Origin of the sequence: Brevundimonas pishanensis (assembly GCF_022750635.1) — a bacterium.
Taxonomy (GTDB): Bacteria; Pseudomonadota; Alphaproteobacteria; order Caulobacterales; family Caulobacteraceae; genus Brevundimonas; species Brevundimonas pishanensis.
In genome coordinates, this window is record NZ_JAJKBG010000001.1 from 692,298 (window position 1) to 713,330 (window position 21,033).

Consider the following 21,033-nt stretch of genomic DNA (forward strand, 5'->3'; position numbering starts at 1 on the left):
GAGTGATTTATGGAAACCGTCAAAACCCACACTGTCCACGGCGGCAAGCTTAGCTATCTGAAGCATGACAGCGAAACCACCGGTACGCCGATGGCCCTGTCGGTTTTTGTGCCTGCGGGCGAAGGGCCGTTTCCGGTGCTCTACTGGCTGTCGGGCTTGACCTGCACCGAGGACAACTTCACCACTAAGGCCGGCGCGTACCAAGCCGCCGCCGAGCATGGTGTGATTATCGTTGCCCCCGATACCTCGCCGCGCGGTGAGGGTGTCGCCGATGATGAAGCCTATGATCTGGGCCAAGGCGCGGGCTTTTATGTCGATGCGACCCAGGCTCCCTGGGCACCCCATTTCAAGATGGAATCCTACGTCACCAAAGAGCTGATCGAACAGGTCGAGACGGAGTTTCCGGCCAATGGCGTGCGCGGCATTTCGGGCCACTCCATGGGCGGGCACGGCGCTTTGACGCTGGCGCTTAAGTATCCCGAACTGTTCAAGTCGGTGTCGGCATTTGCGCCGATCTCTTCGCCGACCCGCTGCCCGTGGGGCGAGAAGGCTTTCACCGCCTATCTGGGTGAAGACCGCGCCGAATGGGCCAAGCATGATGCGGTTCTGCTCATAGAAGCGGGGGCGGCCAAGGGGCACTATGACGACATCCTCGTCGATCAGGGCGACGCCGACAGCTTCCTTGAAAACCAGTTGAAGCCGGAACTGCTGCAAGCCGCTGCTGACAAGGCGGGTCAGACGATCACCCTGCGTATGCAGCCGGGCTATGACCACTCCTACTTCTTTATGGCCAGCTTTATCGCTGACCACGTGGCCTTCCACGCCGCGCGCCTGAAGGGCTGAAGGTCGGGCTGTCGAAACCTGGGTGGGAGTGCTAGAGGACGATCATGACCGATCTGACCGCTTATGAGCCGATGTTTGCCGCCCTCTGCACCGAGCTGGGCTATTGCCTGCATGAAAAGGGGCAGGTGAAGGTCGTCGCTGCTATTCCGAATGGCCTTGATGCGGCTGTGCGCGCTGTTCTGGCTGCTGAAGGCCACTATGAGCCCGCCGCCTCGGGCGATCTGAAGCGCGGTATCCGCGAGTGTATCAAGCAGCATCTGCCCGCTTAACTCGCGGACACGTGACGCAAACTTAATCCCCGAAACGGCCCCGTACGTCTTGCGTGCGGGGCCGTTGTTCTTAGTGTCGCATAACCGTGGCCACTGGGAGGGTTGAGTATGGATCGTCGTCGTTTGCTTCAAAGCTTTGTTGCCGGGGCGGCTATGTCCGTCGTGCCGATGGGAGCGTCCTACGCGCGCGCCTTGGACGGTGCCGCATCGACACAGTTTCACGCGCTAATCCAGCAGATCACGGATGACTTTCTTCTGAGCGATCCAACGGTGTTGACTTCCTATGGTCTCGACCGTGGCGAAAGGGCGGGCGCGCGTTTTAAACTGAGTGACAACTCGCCCGCCTATGCGACGGTCCAGCGCGCCAAGATGAAGGCCGCGATGCAGACGCTGGCCCAGATCGATCGCGAAGCTTTGAGCCGCGTCGAGCGTACCCAATATGACTGGGTCAGCTTCTTTGGAGCTTCGACGGTAGCCATCGACGATATGGGCTATGGCGTCGGCGGCTATCCCAGCCCGTACCGTATCAGCCAACTGACGGGCGCATATCAGTTCGTGCCGGACTTCATGCGGTCGCAGCACCGCATTGAACAGACAGACGATGCCGAGGCCTATCTGTCGCGCCTCGAAGACTTTGCGGTTCAGCTGGAACACGACCGCGAGATCACCGCGCAGGATCAGGCAAAAGGCGTCATCCCGCCTGACTTTATCGTCCAGAAGACCCTGACCCAGCTGCGAAACCTGATCGAGGTTGATCCGCAGAACCATTCCCTCGTGAGCAGCTTGTCAGACCGGGCAGCGGCTAAGGGGCTAGCCGGAGAATGGGCGGCGCGGGCGACGGAAATCCTGAAGAAAAAGGTTTATCCTGCGCTGCAAAAGCAGGTCGAGCTATACGAGGCCGTGCTGCCCCGCACGACCCACGATGCGGGCATCTGGAAACAGCCGCGCGGCGATGAGTTCTATGCCCATGCTCTGCGTTACTACACCAGCACGGGTATGTCGGCGGACGAAATCCATCAGGTAGGACTGGATCAGGTCGCCGAACTGACGGCCCGTGCCGATGCGCTCTTGCGCAAGATCGGCAAGACTGAAGGCAGCGTGGGCCAGAGGGTCGCGAGCCTGTCCGATATGGAAGGCCAGGTCTATCCGAATACAGATGAAGGCAAGAAGCGCCTCATCGATGACCTGAACCTCGACATCGCGCACATGAACACGCTGCTGCCGCAGTATTTCGGACGTCTGCCCAAGTCGCCGGTGGAAGTGCGCCGCATCCCCGCCGAAATCGAAGTTGGCGCGCCCGGCGGGTATTATATGGGGCCGGCACTGGATGGTTCGCGTCCGGGGGCCTTCTATATCAACCTGCGCGATACGGCAGAGGTGCCCAAATTCACCCTTCGCACGCTCACTTGGCATGAGGCCTCTCCGGGGCACCACTTCCAGGTTGCTCTGGGGACGGAGCAAGATGATCTGCCCCTGCTGTTCAAGGGTATCGGCTTCTCGGCCAACCTCGAGGGATGGGGCCTCTATGCCGAGCAACTGGCGGATGAAATGGGGGTCTATAAAGACGACCCGCTCGGCGAGATTGGCTACCTGCAGTCGCTGATGTTCCGGGCCTCCAGGCTGGTGGTGGACACCGGCATGCACCACAAGCGCTGGAGCCGTGAGCAGGCCATCCGCTACATGGTGGATGTGCTGGGAGATCAGGAATCCAATGTCACCACCGAGGTCGAGCGCTACTGCGTCTGGACCGGTCAGGCGTGCGCCTACAAGGTGGGCCATAACGTCTGGGCCAAGATGCGCAAAGAGACCGAGGCCCGATTAGGTTCGCGCTTCGACATCAAGGCCTATCACGACTTCGGCCTTGCTCTGGGGCCGGTGCCGATGGCTGTTCTGGAGCGTGAACTGCGCGATTGGCAGGGCTGAGACTGATCCGGTCGTCTCTTGCGCGACGGGTTCAAGCTTCACTAACGTTAAAAATACGGGCGTGCGACGGCGAGGGGCTGTCGACGCCGGTTCTGTACCCGAGGGGAGTTATCGATGATCGACCGTCGCCGCCTTTTGATGGGAGCCGCCGCTGTGGCTGCCGCCGCGCCAACACTGGCGCAGGCTCGCGCTGCTCTGAGCGATGCCGATGCCCGGCTGAACAGTTTGCTGGACGGCTGGTTCAACAGCGAGCTTCTGGAAAGCCCCGAGCGGGCGACGGGCCTTGGACTGGACAAGGGCGAGTGGGCCCATCTGTCCGGCAAGCTCAGCGACGAAGGATTGTCGGCGCGCGACGAGGACCGCGCCCGCGCCACCGCCAAATGGGCCGAGCTTAAAACCTTCGATCAAAGCGGACTTTCCGAACAGGGGCAGTTGAACTACGCCATCGCCGCCTTCGGTCGCGAAACGGCGGCCGAAACGGCACGCTTTGAATACGGATCGGGTCCGGGGCGTCCGTCGCCCTACGTGGTGGCTCAACTGTCGGGTGCCTATTATTCGACGCCGGACTTCCTTGAGAACCAGCATCGCTTTGACGACAAGTACGGGGCCGATGGCTTCCTTTCGCGTCTGTCCGATTTCGCCAAATCGATCCACGGCGAGAATGAACTGATCGAGTTCGATGCCGCCAAGGGTGTGATCGCGCCGGACTACATCATCGACCGCACCCTCCCGCAAATCCGCAACCTGCGCGATATGGCGGCGGGTGACTGGTCGATGATCAAGACGGTCGCCCGCAAGGAAGCGGCGCTGGGCCTATCCGGCTATGCCGACCGGGCCAAGGCCATTCTGGACACCGAGGTTAAGCCCGCACTGGCGGCCCAGATCGCCAAGCTGGAAGCCCTGCGTCCGCAGGCGGTTCACGATGCAGGTGTTTGGCGTCTGCCGGATGGCGAAGCCTTCTATGCCAACGGCCTGCGCTCCAACACCACCACCACCCTGACGGCGGACGAGATTCACCAGATGGGACGCGAACAGGTCGCCCAGATCAGCGCCGAACTGGACGTAGTGCTCAAATCTCAGGGGTATACCCAGGGCACGGTCGGCGAGCGCGTCGATGCTCTGAACAAGGATCCGGCCCAACTCTTCCCGAACACCGACGAGGGCAAGGTCGAACTGCTGCAATGGCTGAATGACCAGATCAAACAGCTCGATCCGATGCTGCCGCAGTATTTCGGACGCCTGCCCAAGACCCACGTGGAGGTGCGCCGTGTGCCGGTATCGATCCAGTCCGGCGCACCGGGTGGCTATTATCAAGGCCCGCCGCTGGATGGTTCGCGTCCGGGTGTCTACTACATCAACCTGCGTGACAGCGGGAACTGGCCGCGCTTTGCCCTGCCGACCCTGACCTATCACGAGGCGTCGCCAGGCCACCACCTTCAGGTCGCGCTGCAGCGCGAGGCAGGCGAGCTTCCGCAATGGCGCCGTGCCGGTGGTTTCTCGGCCTTCAACGAAGGCTGGGCGCTGTACGCCGAACAGGTGGCCGCCAATGACATGAACGCCTATGCCAGCTATCCCCTGGGCCGTGCGGGCTTCCTGATGTCCTATCTGTTCCGTGCTGTGCGTCTTGTGGTCGACACCGGCATGCACGCCAAGCAGTGGAGCCGCGAGGACGCCGTGGAATACATGGTCGCCTCAGGCGCCAAGCCGCGCGACGCCGCCAACAGCGAGATCAACCGCTACACCGTCTGGCCGGGCCAAGCCTGCGCCTACAAGGTCGGCCACACGGTCATCGCTCGCCTGCGTGCCGAAGCCGAAGCCAAGCCGGACTTCGACCTGCGCCAGTTCCACGACAAGGTGCTGCTCAGCGGCTCCATGCCGCTGGCCGTGCTGGAACAGCGCCTGCGCAGCTAAGAGCCTATAAGACGAGGGGCCGAAGGAGAAATCTTTCGGCCCTTAATCTTGTCGGCCCAGCATGATCACTTCGCGTGTACGGTTTGCCGCCGAAGCACAGCGCGCGTCGTGAACGATCGTGCAGCCCGTGGCCTTGCCCTCACAGGCGCTGAGGGTCGCTGCGCGGGCCGCCCTCATATCGCGGCCGTACTCGAAGTAATAGTTATCGATCCCCTCAACAGAACCCCGCGCCACCGAAGCGCAACCGTTCAGCCAGGAATAAAGGATCTCGCACTTGGCATCTGGATTGGGCGGCGGTGCCATGCTCAATTCGCGATTATAGTCAGGCTGCTGGCACTTCGCGAGCGACTGCCAGCCCGCATCCTCGGCGCGATAGCTGTGGCCGGTCCATGCGTAAATATCAAAGGTCTCGGTATTGATGGCAAAGCCGCCTACTCCGCTCACGCGCTCGCGAATACGGGGCGGCCCGCTAGGCGCTGCCGGTGCGTAACCACCTGAGGAAGGGTCAGGCCCGCACGTGGCGGAGCCTGCGGCGGTGCCAACAGGGCATCGCGTTTGGGCATGTGCATCGAGCGGATAGCTAATGATGAACAGAGCGGCAGCGGCAATGATCGTGGCCACATGGAGCAACATCTTCATATGAAACCTATGGGCTGAGGTTAGTTTTCACGTCAAAAGCAACGGGATGCTTCTGTCCACAACGCCAGCGGGCTCGCTTTGTGCCACTGCGGGTGCCCTATTGAGCGGTACGCCAAGTCGAGGGCCAAATATCCCAGTGGATGCCGAGGCAGTCGCTCATATTGTCTTCCGACAGCAAAGCAAACTCGCGGCCCGTCCACGCCCATGATGCCATGCTGCCGCAATCGCCAACACCGCGGCCCTTGCCGAAGGCACCGATCGTATTGGTCTGGCTATCAAAGCTGCTGTTGACCAGACTGTCTAGCGGGCCGCGTGGCGTGGGAAACTCTAACGCACGCGCGCCGGACCCGTCATTGGCCGACAGGACATAGGCCTGCGAGAAATTATAGGCTCCGGCTCCGCACGGCAGTTCCCACAGTAGGGTATCGGTGCCGAGGCGGTGAACCGCCCAATCGTCCCGTCCAAATGACTTGTTCTCATACAGAGATGCACATTCGCGCGCGCGGGGCAGGGCCGTGACGTGTGGCGACAGGGTCTTGGGCAAATCCGTTTGGGACACAGGTGCAGCGACGCGGATACGCGGCGGCGTCGGTGCATCTGGCACGCTGCTGGCGGGGCGATCGCCTTTGCGGACCAAGGCTGTGGTGGTGCCAAGGCGCCCTTGACGCTCGTCGATCCACAAGAACGCAGCGGCCGCGCCGGTCAACGATACTGAAATCCGCTCGGCATTGGCCGACAGGGTCAGAGCCTGACCATTGGCCAGCGCCCTTAGCAATTGGTCTGACGGATTCTCAAATGTTAGAACATTCAAATCGGTATCCGGATCGCCCCAGACGCCGGCATAGTTCCGGCCATCGATGTCGAGTCGGGTTGGCACAGTCGGCGATTGCAGGGCCCAACTGTCGGCATAGACCTTAGGTCTGGCCTCCGGACCGGCTGCCAGTTTTACCAGGACAAAGCCGCCATTATCCTCGCCGGGACCGTAGGCGGCGCAGTTGTTGACGTTGTCGCAAATCGCCGTCCAATCGCGGAAGGCTTTGGTTTCACTCGATAAACCGGAAGACGTATCGCCCGCCGTATCGCGGGCGTTCTCTGCGGCGACCGCCACCGTTGTAATCGGCAGGGACGAAGTCGGCGCAGCCTCGTCCTCGTTACATCCTGTAAGGAGGGAAGCAGACGCCACCCCGATAGCAAGAATACGCGCGGTGAGCATGGGGGAAATCCTCGGCATGGCCTGTCGATAAACCGGAACGCCACCCTAGGGGCAGGTTGGCGGAACGCCAAATTCTTATGCCCTATTGCTTTGCGTCGGCGCTCTGGGGGGCTATATCGCCCCCAACGTAAACCTTTCTCAGAACAAGAGGCGAAGTATGGCCAAGATCAAGGTCGCCAATCCCATCGTGGACATCGACGGCGACGAAATGACCCGCATCATCTGGCAGATGATCAAGGACAAGCTCGTCTTCCCGTATCTGGATCTGGAACTGGACTACTACGATCTGGGTATGGAAAGCCGTGACGCTACGGACGACCAGATCACCATCGACGCTGCCAAGGCTATCCAGAAGCACGGCGTTGGCGTGAAGTGCGCAACCATCACGCCGGACGAAGCCCGCGTGAAGGAATTCGGCCTGAAGAAGATGTGGAAGTCGCCGAACGGCACCATCCGCAACATCCTCGGCGGCGTTGTCTTCCGCGAGCCGATCATCTGCTCGAACGTTCCGCGTCTGGTTCCGGGCTGGACCCAGCCGATCGTCGTGGGCCGTCACGCCTTCGGTGACCAGTACAAGGCTACCGACTTCCTGATGCCGGGTGCCGGCACCCTGTCGATCAAGTTCGTTGGCGACAACGGCGAAGTCATCGAGCACGAAGTCTACAAGGCTCCGGCTGCTGGCGTGGCCATGGCCATGTACAACCAAGACGAGTCGATCCGTGAGTTCGCTCACGCTTCGTTCGCTTATGGCCTGCAGCGTAACTATCCGGTCTACCTATCGACCAAGAACACCATCCTGAAAGCCTACGACGGCCGCTTCAAGGACATCTTCCAAGAAGTGTTCGACGCTCACTACGCCGAAGAGTTCAAGGCTCGCGGCCTGACCTACGAACACCGTCTGATCGACGACATGGTGGCTGCCGCCATGAAGTGGTCGGGTGGCTTCGTCTGGGCTTGTAAGAACTACGACGGTGACGTGCAGTCGGACGTCGTCGCCCAAGGCTTCGGCTCGCTGGGCCTGATGACCTCGGTCCTGATGACCCCGGATGGCAAGGTCATGGAAACCGAAGCCGCCCACGGCACGGTGACCCGTCACTACCGTCAGCACCAGAAGGGTGAAGCGACCTCGACCAACTCGATCGCTTCGATTTTCGCCTGGACCCGTGGTTTCAAGCACCGCGCTAAGCTGGACAACAACGCCGAGCTGGCCCAGTTCGCTGAAACCCTCGAGAAGGTCGTCGTCGACACCGTCGAGTCGGGCTTCATGACCAAGGACCTTGCCCTGCTGGTCGGCGACCAACAAGGCTGGCTGACCACCGAAGGTTTCTTGGACAAGGTCTCGGAAAACCTGCGCGCGGCTCTGCCGGGCATTGGTGAGTAATAGTCTTTTTGACTAAGAGTGAGCCCCGCCAGACGGTGTCTGGCGGGGCTTCTTTTTGCCCTAACGCTCGCCACGCGGTGGCTCGCTCCTTGAGGGCAAAAAGAAGTAGGTGAACTCTGCGCTCATGCAGCGAGGCCCCGAGGGCCGAGCGATAGCGCGCGACGAAGTCGCCCAAACAAAAAAGCCCGCCTCGGGTGAGGCGGGCTTTTCTGTAGGCTTGGAGCCGATGCTTAGATCTTGGCCTTGATGGTTGCGAGGCCTTCTTCGGCTTTGGAGGCGTCGGGTGCGCCGCCTTGGGCGAAGTCCGGCTTGCCGCCTGCGCCCTTGCCGCCCATGGCGATCACGGCGTCACGGGCGAAGTCGGCGGCGTTGTACTTGCCGACGAGGTCCGGTGTCAGGGTGACGGTGATGGCAGCCTTGCCATCGGTCACGCCGACCAGAGCCACGATGCCCGAGCCAAGTTGCTTCTTGAAGTCCTCGGCAACGCCGCGCAGGCCCTTGCCGTCCACGCCGTCAAGGACGCGGGCGATCACCTTCACACCGTTGATCTCTTCCGGAGCGGCCGAGGCACCGCCGCCGCCGAGGGCGAGTTGCTTTTTCAGTTCGGCAACCTGCTTCTCGAGCGACTTGACCGAGGCCTGTAGGTTTTCAACACGCGGTGCCACGTCGGTCGGCTGAACCTTGAAGTTCTGCGCCAGCGAGCGGGTGATGTTGGCCTGTTCCAGCAGGTACTGACGGGCGGCTTCGCCGGTCAGGGCCTCGATACGACGCACGCCAGCGGCCACGCCGCCTTCGGAGATGATCTTGAACAGGGCAATGTCGCCGGTGCGGGCGACGTGGGTCCCGCCGCACAGTTCGACCGAATAGGCCTTGCCGGCTTCGGTCAGCGAGTTGCCGAGCGCCAGCACGCGCACTTCGTCACCGTACTTCTCGCCGAACAGGGCGATAGCACCGGCGTCGATAGCCTCTTCAGGCGACATCAACTGGGTCGTGGCGGGCACGTTCTGGCGGATGACCGCATTCACCTCGTCTTCGATGCGGGCGATTTCCTCGTCGGTCACCGGCGCATTGTGGCTGAAGTCGAAGCGCAGACGCTCGTGGTCGACCATCTGGCCCTTCTGGGCGATGTGGGCACCCAGAACGTTCTTCAGCGCGGTGTGCAGCAGGTGTGCGCCCGAGTGGTTCGAACGGGTGGTCAGGCGCTCATCGGCATTGACGTACAACTCGACCTTGGTGCCGATCTTCAACTCGCCCGAGGTGACTTCGATCTGGTGGGCGTACAGGTCGCCGCCTGCGTGCTTTTGCACGTCCAGAACGCGGCCTTCGCCACCAGCCCATTTTACCGAGCCCTTGTCGCCGTTCTGGCCGCCGCCTTCGCCGTAGAAGGGGGTCTGGTCGAACAGGACTTCGACGATGTCGCCAGCCGAAGCGGCTTCAACGCGAGCGCCTTCGGCCACGATGGCAACCACGGCACCTTCGCCGTCGGTGTTGTCATAGCCGGTGAAGGTGGTGGCACCCAGTTGGTCACGGATGGCCAGCCATTCGCCAGCATTGGCGGTTTGGCCCGAGCCCTTCCAGTTGGCCTTGCCGCGTTGGCGCTGCTCGGCCATTTCGGCCTCGAAGCCGTCATTGTCGACCGACAGGCCACGGCGGCGTGCTTCGTCCTGCGTCAGGTCGAGCGGGAAGCCGTAGGTGTCATACAGGGTGAAGGCCGTGTGACCCGAGATGATGCCGCCCTCGGACAGGTCCTTGGTGGCTTCGTCCAGCAGGCCCATGCCGCGACCAAGGGTGGTGCGGAAACGGATTTCTTCCTGCTTCATCGTGTCTTCGATGAAGGCCTGTGCGCGGCCCAGTTCCGGATAGGCTTCGCCCATCTCGGTGACCAGTGCCGGAACCAGACGGTGCATCAGCGGATCTTGCGCACCCAGCAGGTGGGCGTGGCGCATGGCGCGGCGCATGATGCGGCGCAGGACGTAGCCACGGCCTTCGTTCGACGGCGTCACACCGTCGGCGATCAGGAACGACGACGAGCGCAGGTGGTCGGCGATTACGCGGTGGCTGGCTTGCAGCGCACCTTCGGCCTTGGTGTTGGTCGCGTCTTCCGAAGCGGCGATCAGGTGGCGGAACAGATCGACTTCATAGTTGGAGTGCACGCCCTGCAGCACAGCCGCGATACGCTCCAGACCCATGCCGGTGTCGACCGACTTCTTGGGCAGTTCGCGAACGATCTCGTCGTTCTCCTTCTCGAACTGCATGAAGACGTTGTTCCAGATCTCGACGAAGCGGTCGCCGTCCTCTTCCGGCGAACCCGGAGGGCCGCCCCAGATGTGCTCGCCGTGGTCGTAGAAGATTTCGGTGCACGGACCGCACGGACCGTTGTCGCCCATGGCCCAGAAGTTGTCGGCGGTCGGGATACGAATGATCTTGTCGTCCGAGAAGCCCGTCACCTTCTTCCAGATGTTAAAGGCTTCGTCGTCGGTGTGATAAACCGTGACCAGCAGCTTTTGCGGGTCCAGACCGAACTCCTTGGTCAGCAGACCCCACGCGCTCTCGATGGCGTGGTCTTTGAAGTAGTCGCCGAACGAGAAGTTGCCCAGCATTTCAAAGAAGGTGTGGTGACGCGCGGTGTAGCCAACGTTGTCCAGATCGTTGTGCTTGCCGCCGGCGCGGACGCACTTTTGCGACGAAGTGGCGCGCGGATACGGCGGCACGGCAGCACCGGTGAAGTAGTCCTTGAACGGGACCATGCCGGCGTTGACGAAAAGCAGGGTCGGGTCGTTCTGCGGCACCAGCGGTGCGGAGTGCACCTTCTCGTGGCCGTCGTTGCCGAAGTAATCGAGGAAGGTAGAACGTATCTGCTTCAGGCTGGTCATGATCTGTCGGACTGTTCGGTGTGTCGGGTGGGCAGCGCAGCCGGAGGGCCGCACCGCAAAAATAATGTCAGGGCGTCATATAGGGTTTTTGAGGCGAGTGCATCACCCCCGAACCCTCAAGACTCATGGCGAATTCGGAACGGCGCTCAGACCAGTCGGTCTGCGGAGACAATGACGCCGTCCGCGTCCGCATAAATCCAGTCATCAGGACGGAATATGACGCCGCCGAAACTGGTCGGGATGTCCTGCTCGCCGATGCCGTCACGGTCCGAGCGGAGGGGGCAGGTGCCGATGGCTTTTACGCCCACGTCCATGGTGTCGATGACGGTGCTGTCGCGGATGGCAGCGTTGACGATGATGCCCGCCCAGCCATTGTCGATGGCCAGTTTGGCCAGATTATCACCCACGAGTGCGCGCTTGAGCGAGCTGCCACCGTTGACCACGAGCACCGCGCCGCGTCCGGGACCTTCGAGGGTAGAGCGCACCAGCGCATTATCATCAAGAACGCTGAGGGTCCGGATCGGGCCACAGAAGGCGGTAATCTTGCCAAAGCTACGGAAGGCCGTGGTGCAGACCTTCACCTTGTCGGGGTGGGCATCACACAGGTCGGCAGTGGCGAAGGCAGTCATCGCAGGCTCTCATCATCGGGAAGGAGTTTTGACCCTGCCGCTTTCAATCGGTCAGGGAAAGGGCCGAGCCCTTTAGACGGGCAAAAAAAGAGGCCCACCCGATGAACGGGTGGGCCTTCTCCACCCCGCCCCCGACGGGGTCGGTAGGCGGGTCGCCGGGGAGGGCGGAGATGTTTTAGCCTTCGAGGTCCTGACCTTCGTCCGGTTCCGGAGTGCCCAGAAGCTCGTCGGCAATCTTGTTGGTGGAGGCGCGAACAGCCTTTTCGATGGCCAGTGCCATATCCGGATTGTTCTTCAGGAACTCCTTGGCGTTCTCGCGGCCCTGACCGATGCGGGTCGAGTCATAGGAGAACCAGGAGCCTGACTTCTCGACGATGCCTGCCTTCACGCCCAGATCGATGATCTCGCCGATCTTGGAGATGCCTTCGCCGTACATGATGTCGAAGATAACCTCACGGAACGGCGGGGCCACCTTGTTCTTCACGACCTTCACGCGAGTGGTGTTGCCGACCACTTCGTCGCGGTTCTTGATCGCGCCGGTGCGGCGGATGTCGAGGCGCACCGAAGCGTAGAACTTCAGAGCGTTACCGCCCGTGGTGGTTTCGGGCGAGCCGTACATCACGCCGATCTTGTGACGGATCTGGTTGATGAACAGCACGATGCATTTCGACTTGTTGATCGACGCCGTCAGCTTGCGCAGGGCTTGCGACATCAGACGGGCTTGCAGGCCCGGCAGGCTGTCGCCCATCTCGCCCTCGATTTCGGCGCGCGGGGTCAGGGCGGCGACAGAGTCGATCACCACGATGTCCACGGCACCCGAGCGGACGAGGGTGTCGACGATTTCCAGAGCCTGTTCACCGGTGTCCGGCTGCGAGACGAGCAGGTCGTCCAGGTTCACACCCAGCTTCTGGGCATAGACCGGATCAAGCGCGTGTTCGGCGTCCACGAAGGCAGCCACACCGCCCTTTTTCTGGATTTCTGCGACCGTGTGCAGAGCCAGAGTGGTTTTACCCGAGGATTCGGGACCGAAAACTTCGATCACGCGGCCCACCGGCAGACCGCCGATGCCCAGAGCCATATCGAGGCCCAGAGAGCCGGTCGACACGCTGTCGATCTCGGTCACCTGACCCGCCTTGCCCAGTTTCATGACCGAGCCCTTGCCGAATGCGCGGTCGATCTGTGCGATCGCTGCCTCAAGGGCGCGTTGTTTATCGGAGTCTGCCTTAGCCACTAATTTCAATGCCGCCTGTGTCATTGGTTTGATCTCTCCCATGCCATGATTCATGGCATTTTTCCCGTAGGACGTTGGGAGAGACCCGCCAGGACCCGCTCCCTCGATGACGTGATTAGTACACGGTTTGTTCTGGTTCACAAGATGTTCTCATTTGAAATGTGGAACAGCGCTCGTTTCATGCGTCCGATAATGACGCAGGGTGTCTCGCCACCTTTGCCACGGACAGGCGTTTAGTGCCGTATGAGCACTGAAAATCTGCCGCCCGTCGATCCTTCCAAACCCGCCCTCCTGACGATCCGAAACGCGAGAATGGCCGATGTTGCGGCCATCAGCGCGCTGGTCGGGCGCGTCTACAAAGACGACATTCCCTACACCGCCGGCATGCTACGCGGTCAGATCGCCATCTATCCGGATGGCCAGCTGGTGGTGGAATACGAGGGCGAGATCGTCGGCTATGCGGCCAGCTTCCGCATCGACGAAGCTTCGGCCATGCGCGCCCATACCTGGGAAGATATCACTGGCGGGGGCTATGCCTCGCGGCACGATCCGAACGGAGACTGGCTGTATGGTATGGAGGTCTGTGTCGATCCCACCCGTCGCCGACTGCGGATCGGCCAGCGCCTGTACGATGCCCGACGCGAGTTGTGCGAGGTCCAGAACCTGAAGGGGATTGTCTTCGGTGGACGCCTGCCCGGGCTGTCGCGGCGCAAGTCGGCCTATCCGGATCCGAAGGACTATCTGGACGCTGTTACGGCGCGTAAGATGAATGATCCTGTCGTGGCCTTCCATATTCGGTCCGGCTTTGAGCCGATCGGTGTGCTGCGCGGCTATCTGTCCACCGATAAGCAGTCGATGGGCCACGCCTCACACATGGTGTGGCGCAACCCCTACTTCATCGAAGATACGGGTAAGGGCGCGGCCTTCACCACCAAGGAAGCTGTTCGCGTCGCCACCGTCCAGTTGCAGATGCGCAAGGTCGAAAGCTTTGACGAGTTCATGGCCAATATCGAATATTTCGTCGATGTGGTGGCCGACTATCGGGCCGACTTCGTAGTCTTCCCCGAGCTCATCACGCTTCAGCTCTTGTCGCTAGAGCCCAAGAAGCTGACGCCGGTGGAATCCATCGAGCATCTGACCCGGTATACGCCGCGCTTTGTGGAGTCCATGCGCAAGCTGGCTGTCAGCTATAATGTGAACATTATCGGCGGCTCGCACCCGACCCGTACCGATGACGGCGACATCCAGAACGTGGCCTATGTGTTCCTGCGCGATGGTTCGGTGCACGAACAGGAAAAGCTGCATCCCACGCCGAACGAACGTCACTGGTGGAATATCAAAGGCGGCGACCGGGTCCATGCCATCCCGACGGACTGCGGCCCTATCGGAGTGATGATTTGCTACGATTCCGAGTTCCCCGAGATCGCACGCCGCATGGTGGACGAGGGAGCGCGCATCCTGTTTGTGCCCTTCTGCACGGACAACCGTCAGGGCTATCTGCGGGTGCGCTACTGTGGTCAGGCACGGGCCATCGAGAACCAGTGCTACGTCGTGCTGGCGGGCAATGTCGGCAACCTGCCCAATGTCGAGAATATGGACATCCAGTACGCCCAGTCCTGCATCCTGACGCCCTGCGATTTCCCGTTTGCGCGGGACGGTATTGCCGCCGAGGCGACCGAGAACGTCGAGACGGTGACGGTGGCCGACCTCGATCTGTCCGATCTGGCGTGGGCGCGGGCGCAAGGCACGGTCAAGAACCTGCGCGACCGCCGCTTTGACCTGTACAAGACGGTGTGGACCGACGGGGGCTGAGCCTCTTGGGCCGGTCAGTTTTCGCGGTAGAAGTTGCAATACCAGTCAACGAACCGGCCCACGCCCTCTTCGACTGGCGTTGAGGGCGCATAGCCGATAGCCGCCAGAGTGGCCGAAACGTCTGCTTCGGTGTTGACCACGTCCCCCTCCTGCATCGGCATCAGGTTCAGCTTGGCTTTGCGACCCAGCTTTTCTTCCAGCACCTCGATGTATCGCATAAGCGGGACCGGCTGACCTGCGCCGAGGTTCAGGATGCGCCACGGGGCAACGCCGCTGGTCGACGGATCGGGAGCGGTGGCATCCCATGCCGGATTGACCGTCGCGGGCTGGTCCAGTGCCGCGACAATGCCCGTCACGATGTCATCCACATAGGTGAAGTCGCGGCTCATACGGCCCTCGCCGTACACGTCGATCGGCTCGTCCTTGAGGATGGCGCGGGTAAATTTGAATAGCGCCATGTCCGGTCGGCCCCACGGACCGTACACGGTGAAAAACCGCAGGCCCGTCAGGGGGATACCGAACAGATGGGCGTAGGAATGCGCCATAGCCTCGTTGGCGATCTTGGTCGCGGCATAGAGGGTCAGGGGGTGGTTGGCTCCGTCCGACGGCGCGAACGGCAGTTTGCCATTGGCCCCATAGGCCGAACTGGTCGAGGCATAGACGAGGTGCTCGCATCCTGCGGCTCGCGCGCCCTCGATAATCGACAGAAAGCCGGTGACATTGGAGGACACATAGGTCCCGGGTGCCTCGAGGCTGTAGCGGACGCCTGCTTGAGCACCGAGGTGGACGATCCGTTTTGGATGATGCTCGGCGAATACGGCCGCCACCCCGCTGGCGTCGGCCAGATCAAGCGTATGGTGGCGATAGCTGGGATGGACCAGTAACTGGTCCAGCCGAGCCTGTTTCAGAGCCGGATCGTAATAGCTGTTCAGATTGTCGATACCAACGACCGTCTCGCCCCGCTCCAACAGGCGAAGCGTGGTGTGAAAGCCGATAAATCCGGCCGAGCCGGTGACGAGAACAGGATGCGACATGCGTCTAGCGATAATCGCGTCTGCGTCTTTGCGCCAGCGCTTCTAGGTGCGGATAGCGATGAGCGATTTGGTCAGGGGACCGACCTTCTCGTCGTGGTGTACGGCGTCAGGGTATAGAAAACGGAACTGGTTTTTATCCAGCAGCCGCGCATGCTGGACGTCCCGCATCGCGGCCCCCACATCGGGTGCCTTTTGCGAGAAGCCGTGGGCGCGGCGCATCAGGGCGCGGGCGCGTGACTGCTCGCTCCGCCAGTGGAAAAAAAGGCTGGAGAAATGCGGCTCGACCGGAAACCAGAAATAGGGCGTCTGGACGTAATAGCGCGGGGCAAGACGACGGCATTCGGTGGCAAACGCCTCCATGCGCACCCAATCGCCGACATGTTCGACCACAGAGTTGGAGTGGACGAGATCAAAGCTGTTGTCGGGGTATTGCGGCAATCGGGTTGCGTCGTCGTCGACGACCGAGAACAACCGCTCGTCCCAGACATCGTCCACCCCGCCGGGGTTCACCAGCGTGATATGGACCTTGCATCGACGCAGAAGCTCGACATCGAACAGTTGCCAGTACCCGGCCTCTCCTCCCAGATCGACGATCCTGACCTCGCCCTGTTCGGCTGCAATCTTTTCGATGAGAGTGACAACCCGACGGCTACGGGCGCGGCGAAAACGCGACACCAGAGAGTTGGGGTCGCTGTTGTCCTGAAGGGCGTGGATCAGTTTCATCCTGTCCGTTTGGCAGAACCTTACTACGACAAGCTTAAGCGTTGGCGCGTGACGCCCCCTTATCGCTCGGCGGTGGCGTGTGTGGCTCCGCCAGACGCGATGCACCACTGAACACCAGGGCAGCGATCAGGAAGACGGCAGCCATCCCTGTCAGCCAGTGGTCGCCCCGCGCGGGCACCAGCGGGCGAAGGAATAGCAGGATAAGCAGACCGATAAAGCCAAGTGCTCCCGGCACGGAAATACCCAGCGCCAGAAACACGAAATGCCCGTAACAGACCAGCCATGCACCGCCGATAATGGCGGCGATAGCGGGCGCAACCAGCCCTCGCAGTTCACTGAGCGATGGCGACAGGGTGGCCGAGATCGCCATAGCGATGACCGCTAGCAAAAGAGGCCATGTGACGATCAATGCCACTTGGGGCGCAAAGCCTTGCAGGGCGCAGCCCAGTACAAATGCCAGCGCCACTGTGCCTGTCCAGCCGCCCCAAATGTTTCTTGCCGCTGCACCGGGCCACAGCGACAGGACGGCAGCAACTGCGCCTGCGCCTACGTAGACAGGGCCTCCCTTGCCCAGTACCGCGACCGTCAGTGTGACCAGCGCCAGGCCGTAACCCAGTACGCGACGGTGCGAAGCGCGTCCGCCCGACATCAGCAAGAAGGCCAGACCCAGAACCACCAGCGCGGTGGCCGCCTCCATCCACGGCAGACGACGCAACAAGGTGTAGTAGAAGGACACGCCGTCTACGCGCATTTGCAGCGGACCCGCCAGCATCCTTACGCCCTGTGAAAGCACCAGGGACGCGCTGAGGAACCAGACCCCGTCCAGCATGCCCTGCCAAAGCTGTTTGGCTCCGAGACCTGTCACAGTCCGCGCGCGCCAGACGGAATAGGCCAGTCCCATGAGGGACAGCCCTAGCAGGATCCAGCCCGCGAACGGGGGATGGCTGATCAACAAGCGCCCGAAGATGTCGGAATAGACAAGGTTCGGACCCGCCTTGGGCAGTTCCGCAGCCGGGATCAGGCGCGTTGCCAGTTCCAGCGTCTGTGATCCCATGTGCTGGACCGAGCCAACATCCAGCTGCTCGGGCGTGGAATCTGCGGTGTGATAGTGGTGGGCCCGGCCAAGGAACGCCAAATTGACGCCTTGCATGCCCTTGTCGCGGGGGATGGTGAAGTCCGTACCGTTGGGCATCCGCTCATAAAGGTAGGAGCCGATCGAGGCCGTCGTGACACCGCCGTCGGCCTTCATGGCGACAGGGGCGAAGGCCTTGATGGTGGGGCCGTCGCCCTTGCCGGTCTCGAACATATTGACCCGACCGCCACCGCCACGCGCCTCCAGATTGATGATGAAGCCCGGTGCCTTGGCCAGGGGGTGTTCGTTGAAGAAGATGCGCGCGCCCTCAAGGCCGATCTCTTCACCGTCCGTCAGCAGGATGATCAGGGTGCGCTCGTCGATGTTGCGGGCCGCGAGGGCTCTCGCCGTTTCCAGAGTGACAGCAACCCCCGTGGAGTCGTCGCCTGCACCCGGTGACAATACGCCCGTGTCGTAGTGGGCCATCAGCATGAGGGGCGGCAGGTCGGGCTGGCTACCGGTGCGGACGGCGACCAGATTGGTCGCTTGTCCCGTAGTTTCGGGCGATCCGCCTTCGCGTTTGAGGCGCTGGCCCCCTTTGAGGGAGATGTCGCCTTTCTGCTCCGCCACGCTAAAGCCGAGGTCGGTCAGCCGTTGGGCAAGATAGTTCTTCACCCGAACATTTTCGGGCGAACCCAGCGGGTGGGGGGCCTTTGATATCTGGCGGATATCCACCATAGCCCGTTCGGCAGAGAACAGATGAGGCGGAGCATCGATCGGGCGCGGTGACGGCGTCTGCAGTGTCAGCACAGCCAGCGCAAACATCAGGGCCAGCGAGCCCAGCAATATCGAAAGACGCATCCGACCCCTCCCACAAGGACGGGGTATTGGCCATCAAGGATCGCCATATAGCAAGAGGGCGGCCGGAGCTTTCGCCCCGACCGCCCTTGTCAGATCACTCATGTCTTGTCGCTTAGAAGCGCTTCGAAACCTCGATGCCGTACATGCGCGGCTCGTTGACGAAGACCGTCAGGTTGTTGAAGTCGATCGCGCCGATGATGTTGTCTTCATCGGTGATGTTGCGGACGTAGCCAGCCACTTCGAGGTCGCGGGACAGGTCACGCCAGCCGGCGCGAAGGCCGCCTTCGAACTGGGTGCCGAACATGAACTCCTTGGATTCATACAGGAACAGGTTGGTGTTCTTTTGCATGACCCAGTCGGTCGCGGCGAACAGCTCCTGATCGTTGCCCAGCGGGCGGACGTACGACAGGGTGAAGTTGGCCGAGTATTCCGGAGCGTTCGGGAACGGGTTGCCGTTGATGTTGGCGCGGTCTGTGCCGTTCACGTTCTGGATAGGATCGGTGATGGTGCACAGGTGGTTGCCGCAGATGGCCACCAGCAGATCATTGTCTTTGATCTCGGTCGCGTTCCAGGCAAAGCCACCGGCGAAGGTGAAACCAGCGCCCAGATAGACGTCGCCGTCGATCTCGATACCCTTGCCTTCACCCTTCTGGGCGTTCAGCAGGCGGTTCGAGTTGTCGATGCCGCCGATGGCGGTGAACTGCATGTCGTCCACTTCATAGAAGTAGGCGGTGGCGTTCAGACGGGCGCGGCCATCCCACAGGCGAGCCTTGAAGCCAGCCTCGTAGGACATGGCGGTCTCGGAGTCGGCGGTGGTCAGAACCGGCAGGTTACGGCCTTGGATCGACGGACCACGGTAGCCGTGGGCGACGCGGGCGAACAGGTTCCAGTTCGGGTTCACTTCGTACAGGGCGCTGATGTCCCACGAGACTTGCTCGTCCGAAACAGCGACCTGACCGGTGCCCGGAGCACCGATGGTGATCGAACCGTTATAGGTGCGCTCGTCCTCGGTGTAGCGCAGGCCGCCGGTGATCTTCAGGGCTTCGGTCAGCTGGTAGTTGGCCTGACCAAAGACCGACCACGATTCCGACTTCTGGACGATGTCGGTTTGCTTGGTCGGGGCCAGAGCACCGGTGCCGCCATAGGTGTTCGACACCAGATTGAAGCGGTCGCTGAATGCGAAGGCACCGACCTGCCAGTTCAGGCGGTTGTTGCCGTTCGAGGCCAGACGCAGTTCGAAGGTGTTCTGGACCAGATCCGAGTGATCGGTGCCGCTTTCGACGCGGAACGGGGTGGCATAGCCAGCACCGGCCGGAGCGGTGAAGGACACGCCGCCGTCGATGTCGCCGTTACCCATCGACTCGCCCTGGAACGAACCGATGACGCCGGTCAGGGTCATGTCACCGAAGTCATAAGCGACCTGCAGCGACTGCGACTGGGTGTTCTGCTTCTGGAAGTTGTTACGGCCGCCATCGTAATAGACGGTGTCGCGGTCGTAGTTGTCGTTCAGCTTGTTCGAGCCCTTGGTCAGGGCATTGGCGCGGTTCAGCGTGCCGGTGCCGGCGTAGTCGCGGAACTGCAGGGTACCCAGAACCGACAAGCGGTCGTTCGGGGTCCAGGCCAGGTGACCACGGATAGCGCGGTCCTCGAAATTGCCCAGTTCTTCGCCGTTCGGCTTGGCGAAGGCGGCGTCATAGGCGTTGTTCACCCAGTCGTCGCGGTGGTTCCACAGACCGGCGATGCGCACCGACACGGTGTCGTTGACCGGAACGGTGACGCCGGTTTCAGCGCGAACCGAACCATAGTTACCGGCAGCGATCTTGCCGAAGCCTTCGAACTCTGCGCCCGGCTTGACGGTGTCGACCTTGACGACGCCAGCGGGGGTGTTGCGGCCGAACAGGGTGCCTTGCGGACCGCGCAGGACTTCCATTTGCTGGACGTCGAACAGCGGGAAGCCCTTCAGGTAGACACTTTCCAGAACCACATCGTCCATGACGACCGAAACCGGCTGCGAGGCGGTGAAGTCGAAGTCGACGTTGCCGTAGCCGCGGATATAGAAGCGCGGTGCGTAGCGGCCGTTCGAGCTTTCGACCTGCAGGCTGGGTACGCGGCCAGCCAGCGCCAGAATGTCGGCACCGCCCGCGTTCACAGCGGCCAGCGTCTCGATGTTCATCGCGGTGACGGCGAACGGCACGTCACGAATGCTTTCGCTACGACGCTGGGCGGTGACAACGATGTCACCCACCGAGGCGGGCTCATCGGCGGCCGGGGTCGTCGATTGGGCAAATGCAGGTGCTGCGACAGCGATAGCCAGTGTGCTGGCGGTCACGGCGAGGAGAGACAGGCGCTTCATTCAATATCCCCTTGGAATGATCTGGCGCCGTCTAGGCCTCGCATCTGTCGGGCGCTAGACACAAAAAGCGCCGATTGGTGAAGCTTTGGTGACAGCGACACAGGCTCGCAAAAACTGGATATCAGCCGTGCTGGATCGGGTCCGAAAGACGGTTTTGCCGCATATCGGTCATAATGTTTTGGCTGAACGAGAGTTGGTGGCGGCGTTCGTCCGTGGGCCTACCGGTTCACGTTTCGCCATCGTAATGTGAGGCACCAAAAGGCCCG

The 21,033-nt window shown here is 61.7% G+C and carries 15 protein-coding genes; 6 read left to right on the plus strand and 9 right to left on the minus strand.

Translation table 11 applies throughout. The features are described 5' to 3' along the window. The first annotated feature begins 9 nt into the window (after positions 1 to 9). From fghA to LOX95_RS03370, 4 genes are all read left to right on the plus strand, one after another. Positions 10 to 843, plus strand: coding sequence for an S-formylglutathione hydrolase (gene fghA / locus LOX95_RS03355; protein WP_242913038.1), 834 nt, complete (start codon positions 10 to 12; stop codon positions 841 to 843). 44 nt (positions 844 to 887) lie between these two features. Continuing rightward, positions 888 to 1,112: a hypothetical protein gene (locus LOX95_RS03360; RefSeq protein WP_242913039.1), complete on the plus strand. Its 225-nt coding sequence runs from the start codon at positions 888 to 890 to the stop codon at positions 1,110 to 1,112. A gap of 108 nt (positions 1,113 to 1,220) precedes the next feature. Then, positions 1,221 to 3,035, plus strand: coding sequence for a DUF885 domain-containing protein (locus LOX95_RS03365; RefSeq protein ID WP_242913040.1), 1,815 nt, complete (start codon positions 1,221 to 1,223; stop codon positions 3,033 to 3,035). Between the two features lie 114 nt (positions 3,036 to 3,149). Further along, positions 3,150 to 4,946, plus strand: a complete 1,797-nt coding sequence (locus tag LOX95_RS03370; protein WP_242913041.1) for a DUF885 domain-containing protein — start codon at positions 3,150 to 3,152, stop codon at positions 4,944 to 4,946. Between the two features lie 42 nt (positions 4,947 to 4,988). Here the strand turns inward: LOX95_RS03370 and LOX95_RS03375 are convergent, their stop codons facing one another. Continuing rightward, on the minus strand, positions 4,989 to 5,585 hold the full coding sequence (locus LOX95_RS03375) for a DUF4189 domain-containing protein (RefSeq protein ID WP_242913042.1): 597 nt from the start codon (positions 5,583 to 5,585) through the stop codon (positions 4,989 to 4,991). Between the two features lie 97 nt (positions 5,586 to 5,682). After that, entirely contained in the window at positions 5,683 to 6,798 is a 1,116-nt protein-coding gene (locus tag LOX95_RS03380; RefSeq protein WP_242913043.1) for a DUF1176 domain-containing protein, read from the minus strand. A 157-nt stretch (positions 6,799 to 6,955) separates the two neighbouring features. On the opposite strand from LOX95_RS03380, the gene LOX95_RS03385 reads away from it, so the two are divergent. Continuing rightward, a complete protein-coding gene (locus LOX95_RS03385) occupies positions 6,956 to 8,179 on the plus strand; it encodes an NADP-dependent isocitrate dehydrogenase (RefSeq protein WP_242913044.1) in 1,224 nt (407 codons plus the stop codon). A gap of 230 nt (positions 8,180 to 8,409) precedes the next feature. Here the strand turns inward: LOX95_RS03385 and alaS are convergent, their stop codons facing one another. From alaS to recA, 3 genes are all read right to left on the minus strand, one after another. Beyond that, entirely contained in the window at positions 8,410 to 11,052 is a 2,643-nt protein-coding gene (alaS, locus tag LOX95_RS03390; protein WP_242913045.1) for an alanine--tRNA ligase, read from the minus strand. Between the two features lie 146 nt (positions 11,053 to 11,198). Continuing rightward, positions 11,199 to 11,681 (minus strand): ribonuclease E activity regulator RraA, encoded by a 483-nt coding sequence (rraA, locus tag LOX95_RS03395; protein ID WP_242913046.1) that lies wholly within the window; start codon positions 11,679 to 11,681, stop codon positions 11,199 to 11,201. A gap of 175 nt (positions 11,682 to 11,856) precedes the next feature. Continuing rightward, entirely contained in the window at positions 11,857 to 12,936 is a 1,080-nt protein-coding gene (recA, locus tag LOX95_RS03400) for a recombinase RecA (RefSeq protein WP_242913100.1), read from the minus strand. 288 nt (positions 12,937 to 13,224) lie between these two features. Between recA and LOX95_RS03405 the strand changes: the two genes are divergently transcribed. After that, positions 13,225 to 14,724 carry a bifunctional GNAT family N-acetyltransferase/carbon-nitrogen hydrolase family protein gene (locus tag LOX95_RS03405; protein WP_242913047.1) on the plus strand — a complete coding sequence of 500 codons (1,500 nt, stop codon included), beginning with the start codon at positions 13,225 to 13,227 and terminating at the stop codon, positions 14,722 to 14,724. Positions 14,725 to 14,738: 14 nt separating this feature from the next. Here the strand turns inward: LOX95_RS03405 and LOX95_RS03410 are convergent, their stop codons facing one another. From LOX95_RS03410 to LOX95_RS03425, 4 genes are all read right to left on the minus strand, one after another. Continuing rightward, positions 14,739 to 15,758: an NAD-dependent epimerase gene (locus LOX95_RS03410; protein WP_242913048.1), complete on the minus strand. Its 1,020-nt coding sequence runs from the start codon at positions 15,756 to 15,758 to the stop codon at positions 14,739 to 14,741. 42 nt (positions 15,759 to 15,800) lie between these two features. After that, positions 15,801 to 16,481 (minus strand): class I SAM-dependent methyltransferase, encoded by a 681-nt coding sequence (locus LOX95_RS03415; RefSeq protein ID WP_242913049.1) that lies wholly within the window; start codon positions 16,479 to 16,481, stop codon positions 15,801 to 15,803. A 34-nt stretch (positions 16,482 to 16,515) separates the two neighbouring features. Next, positions 16,516 to 18,414 (minus strand): M28 family peptidase, encoded by a 1,899-nt coding sequence (locus LOX95_RS03420; RefSeq protein WP_242913050.1) that lies wholly within the window; start codon positions 18,412 to 18,414, stop codon positions 16,516 to 16,518. Between the two features lie 112 nt (positions 18,415 to 18,526). After that, positions 18,527 to 20,767 (minus strand): TonB-dependent receptor, encoded by a 2,241-nt coding sequence (locus LOX95_RS03425; protein ID WP_242913051.1) that lies wholly within the window; start codon positions 20,765 to 20,767, stop codon positions 18,527 to 18,529. Positions 20,768 to 21,033: the final 266 nt, after the last annotated feature.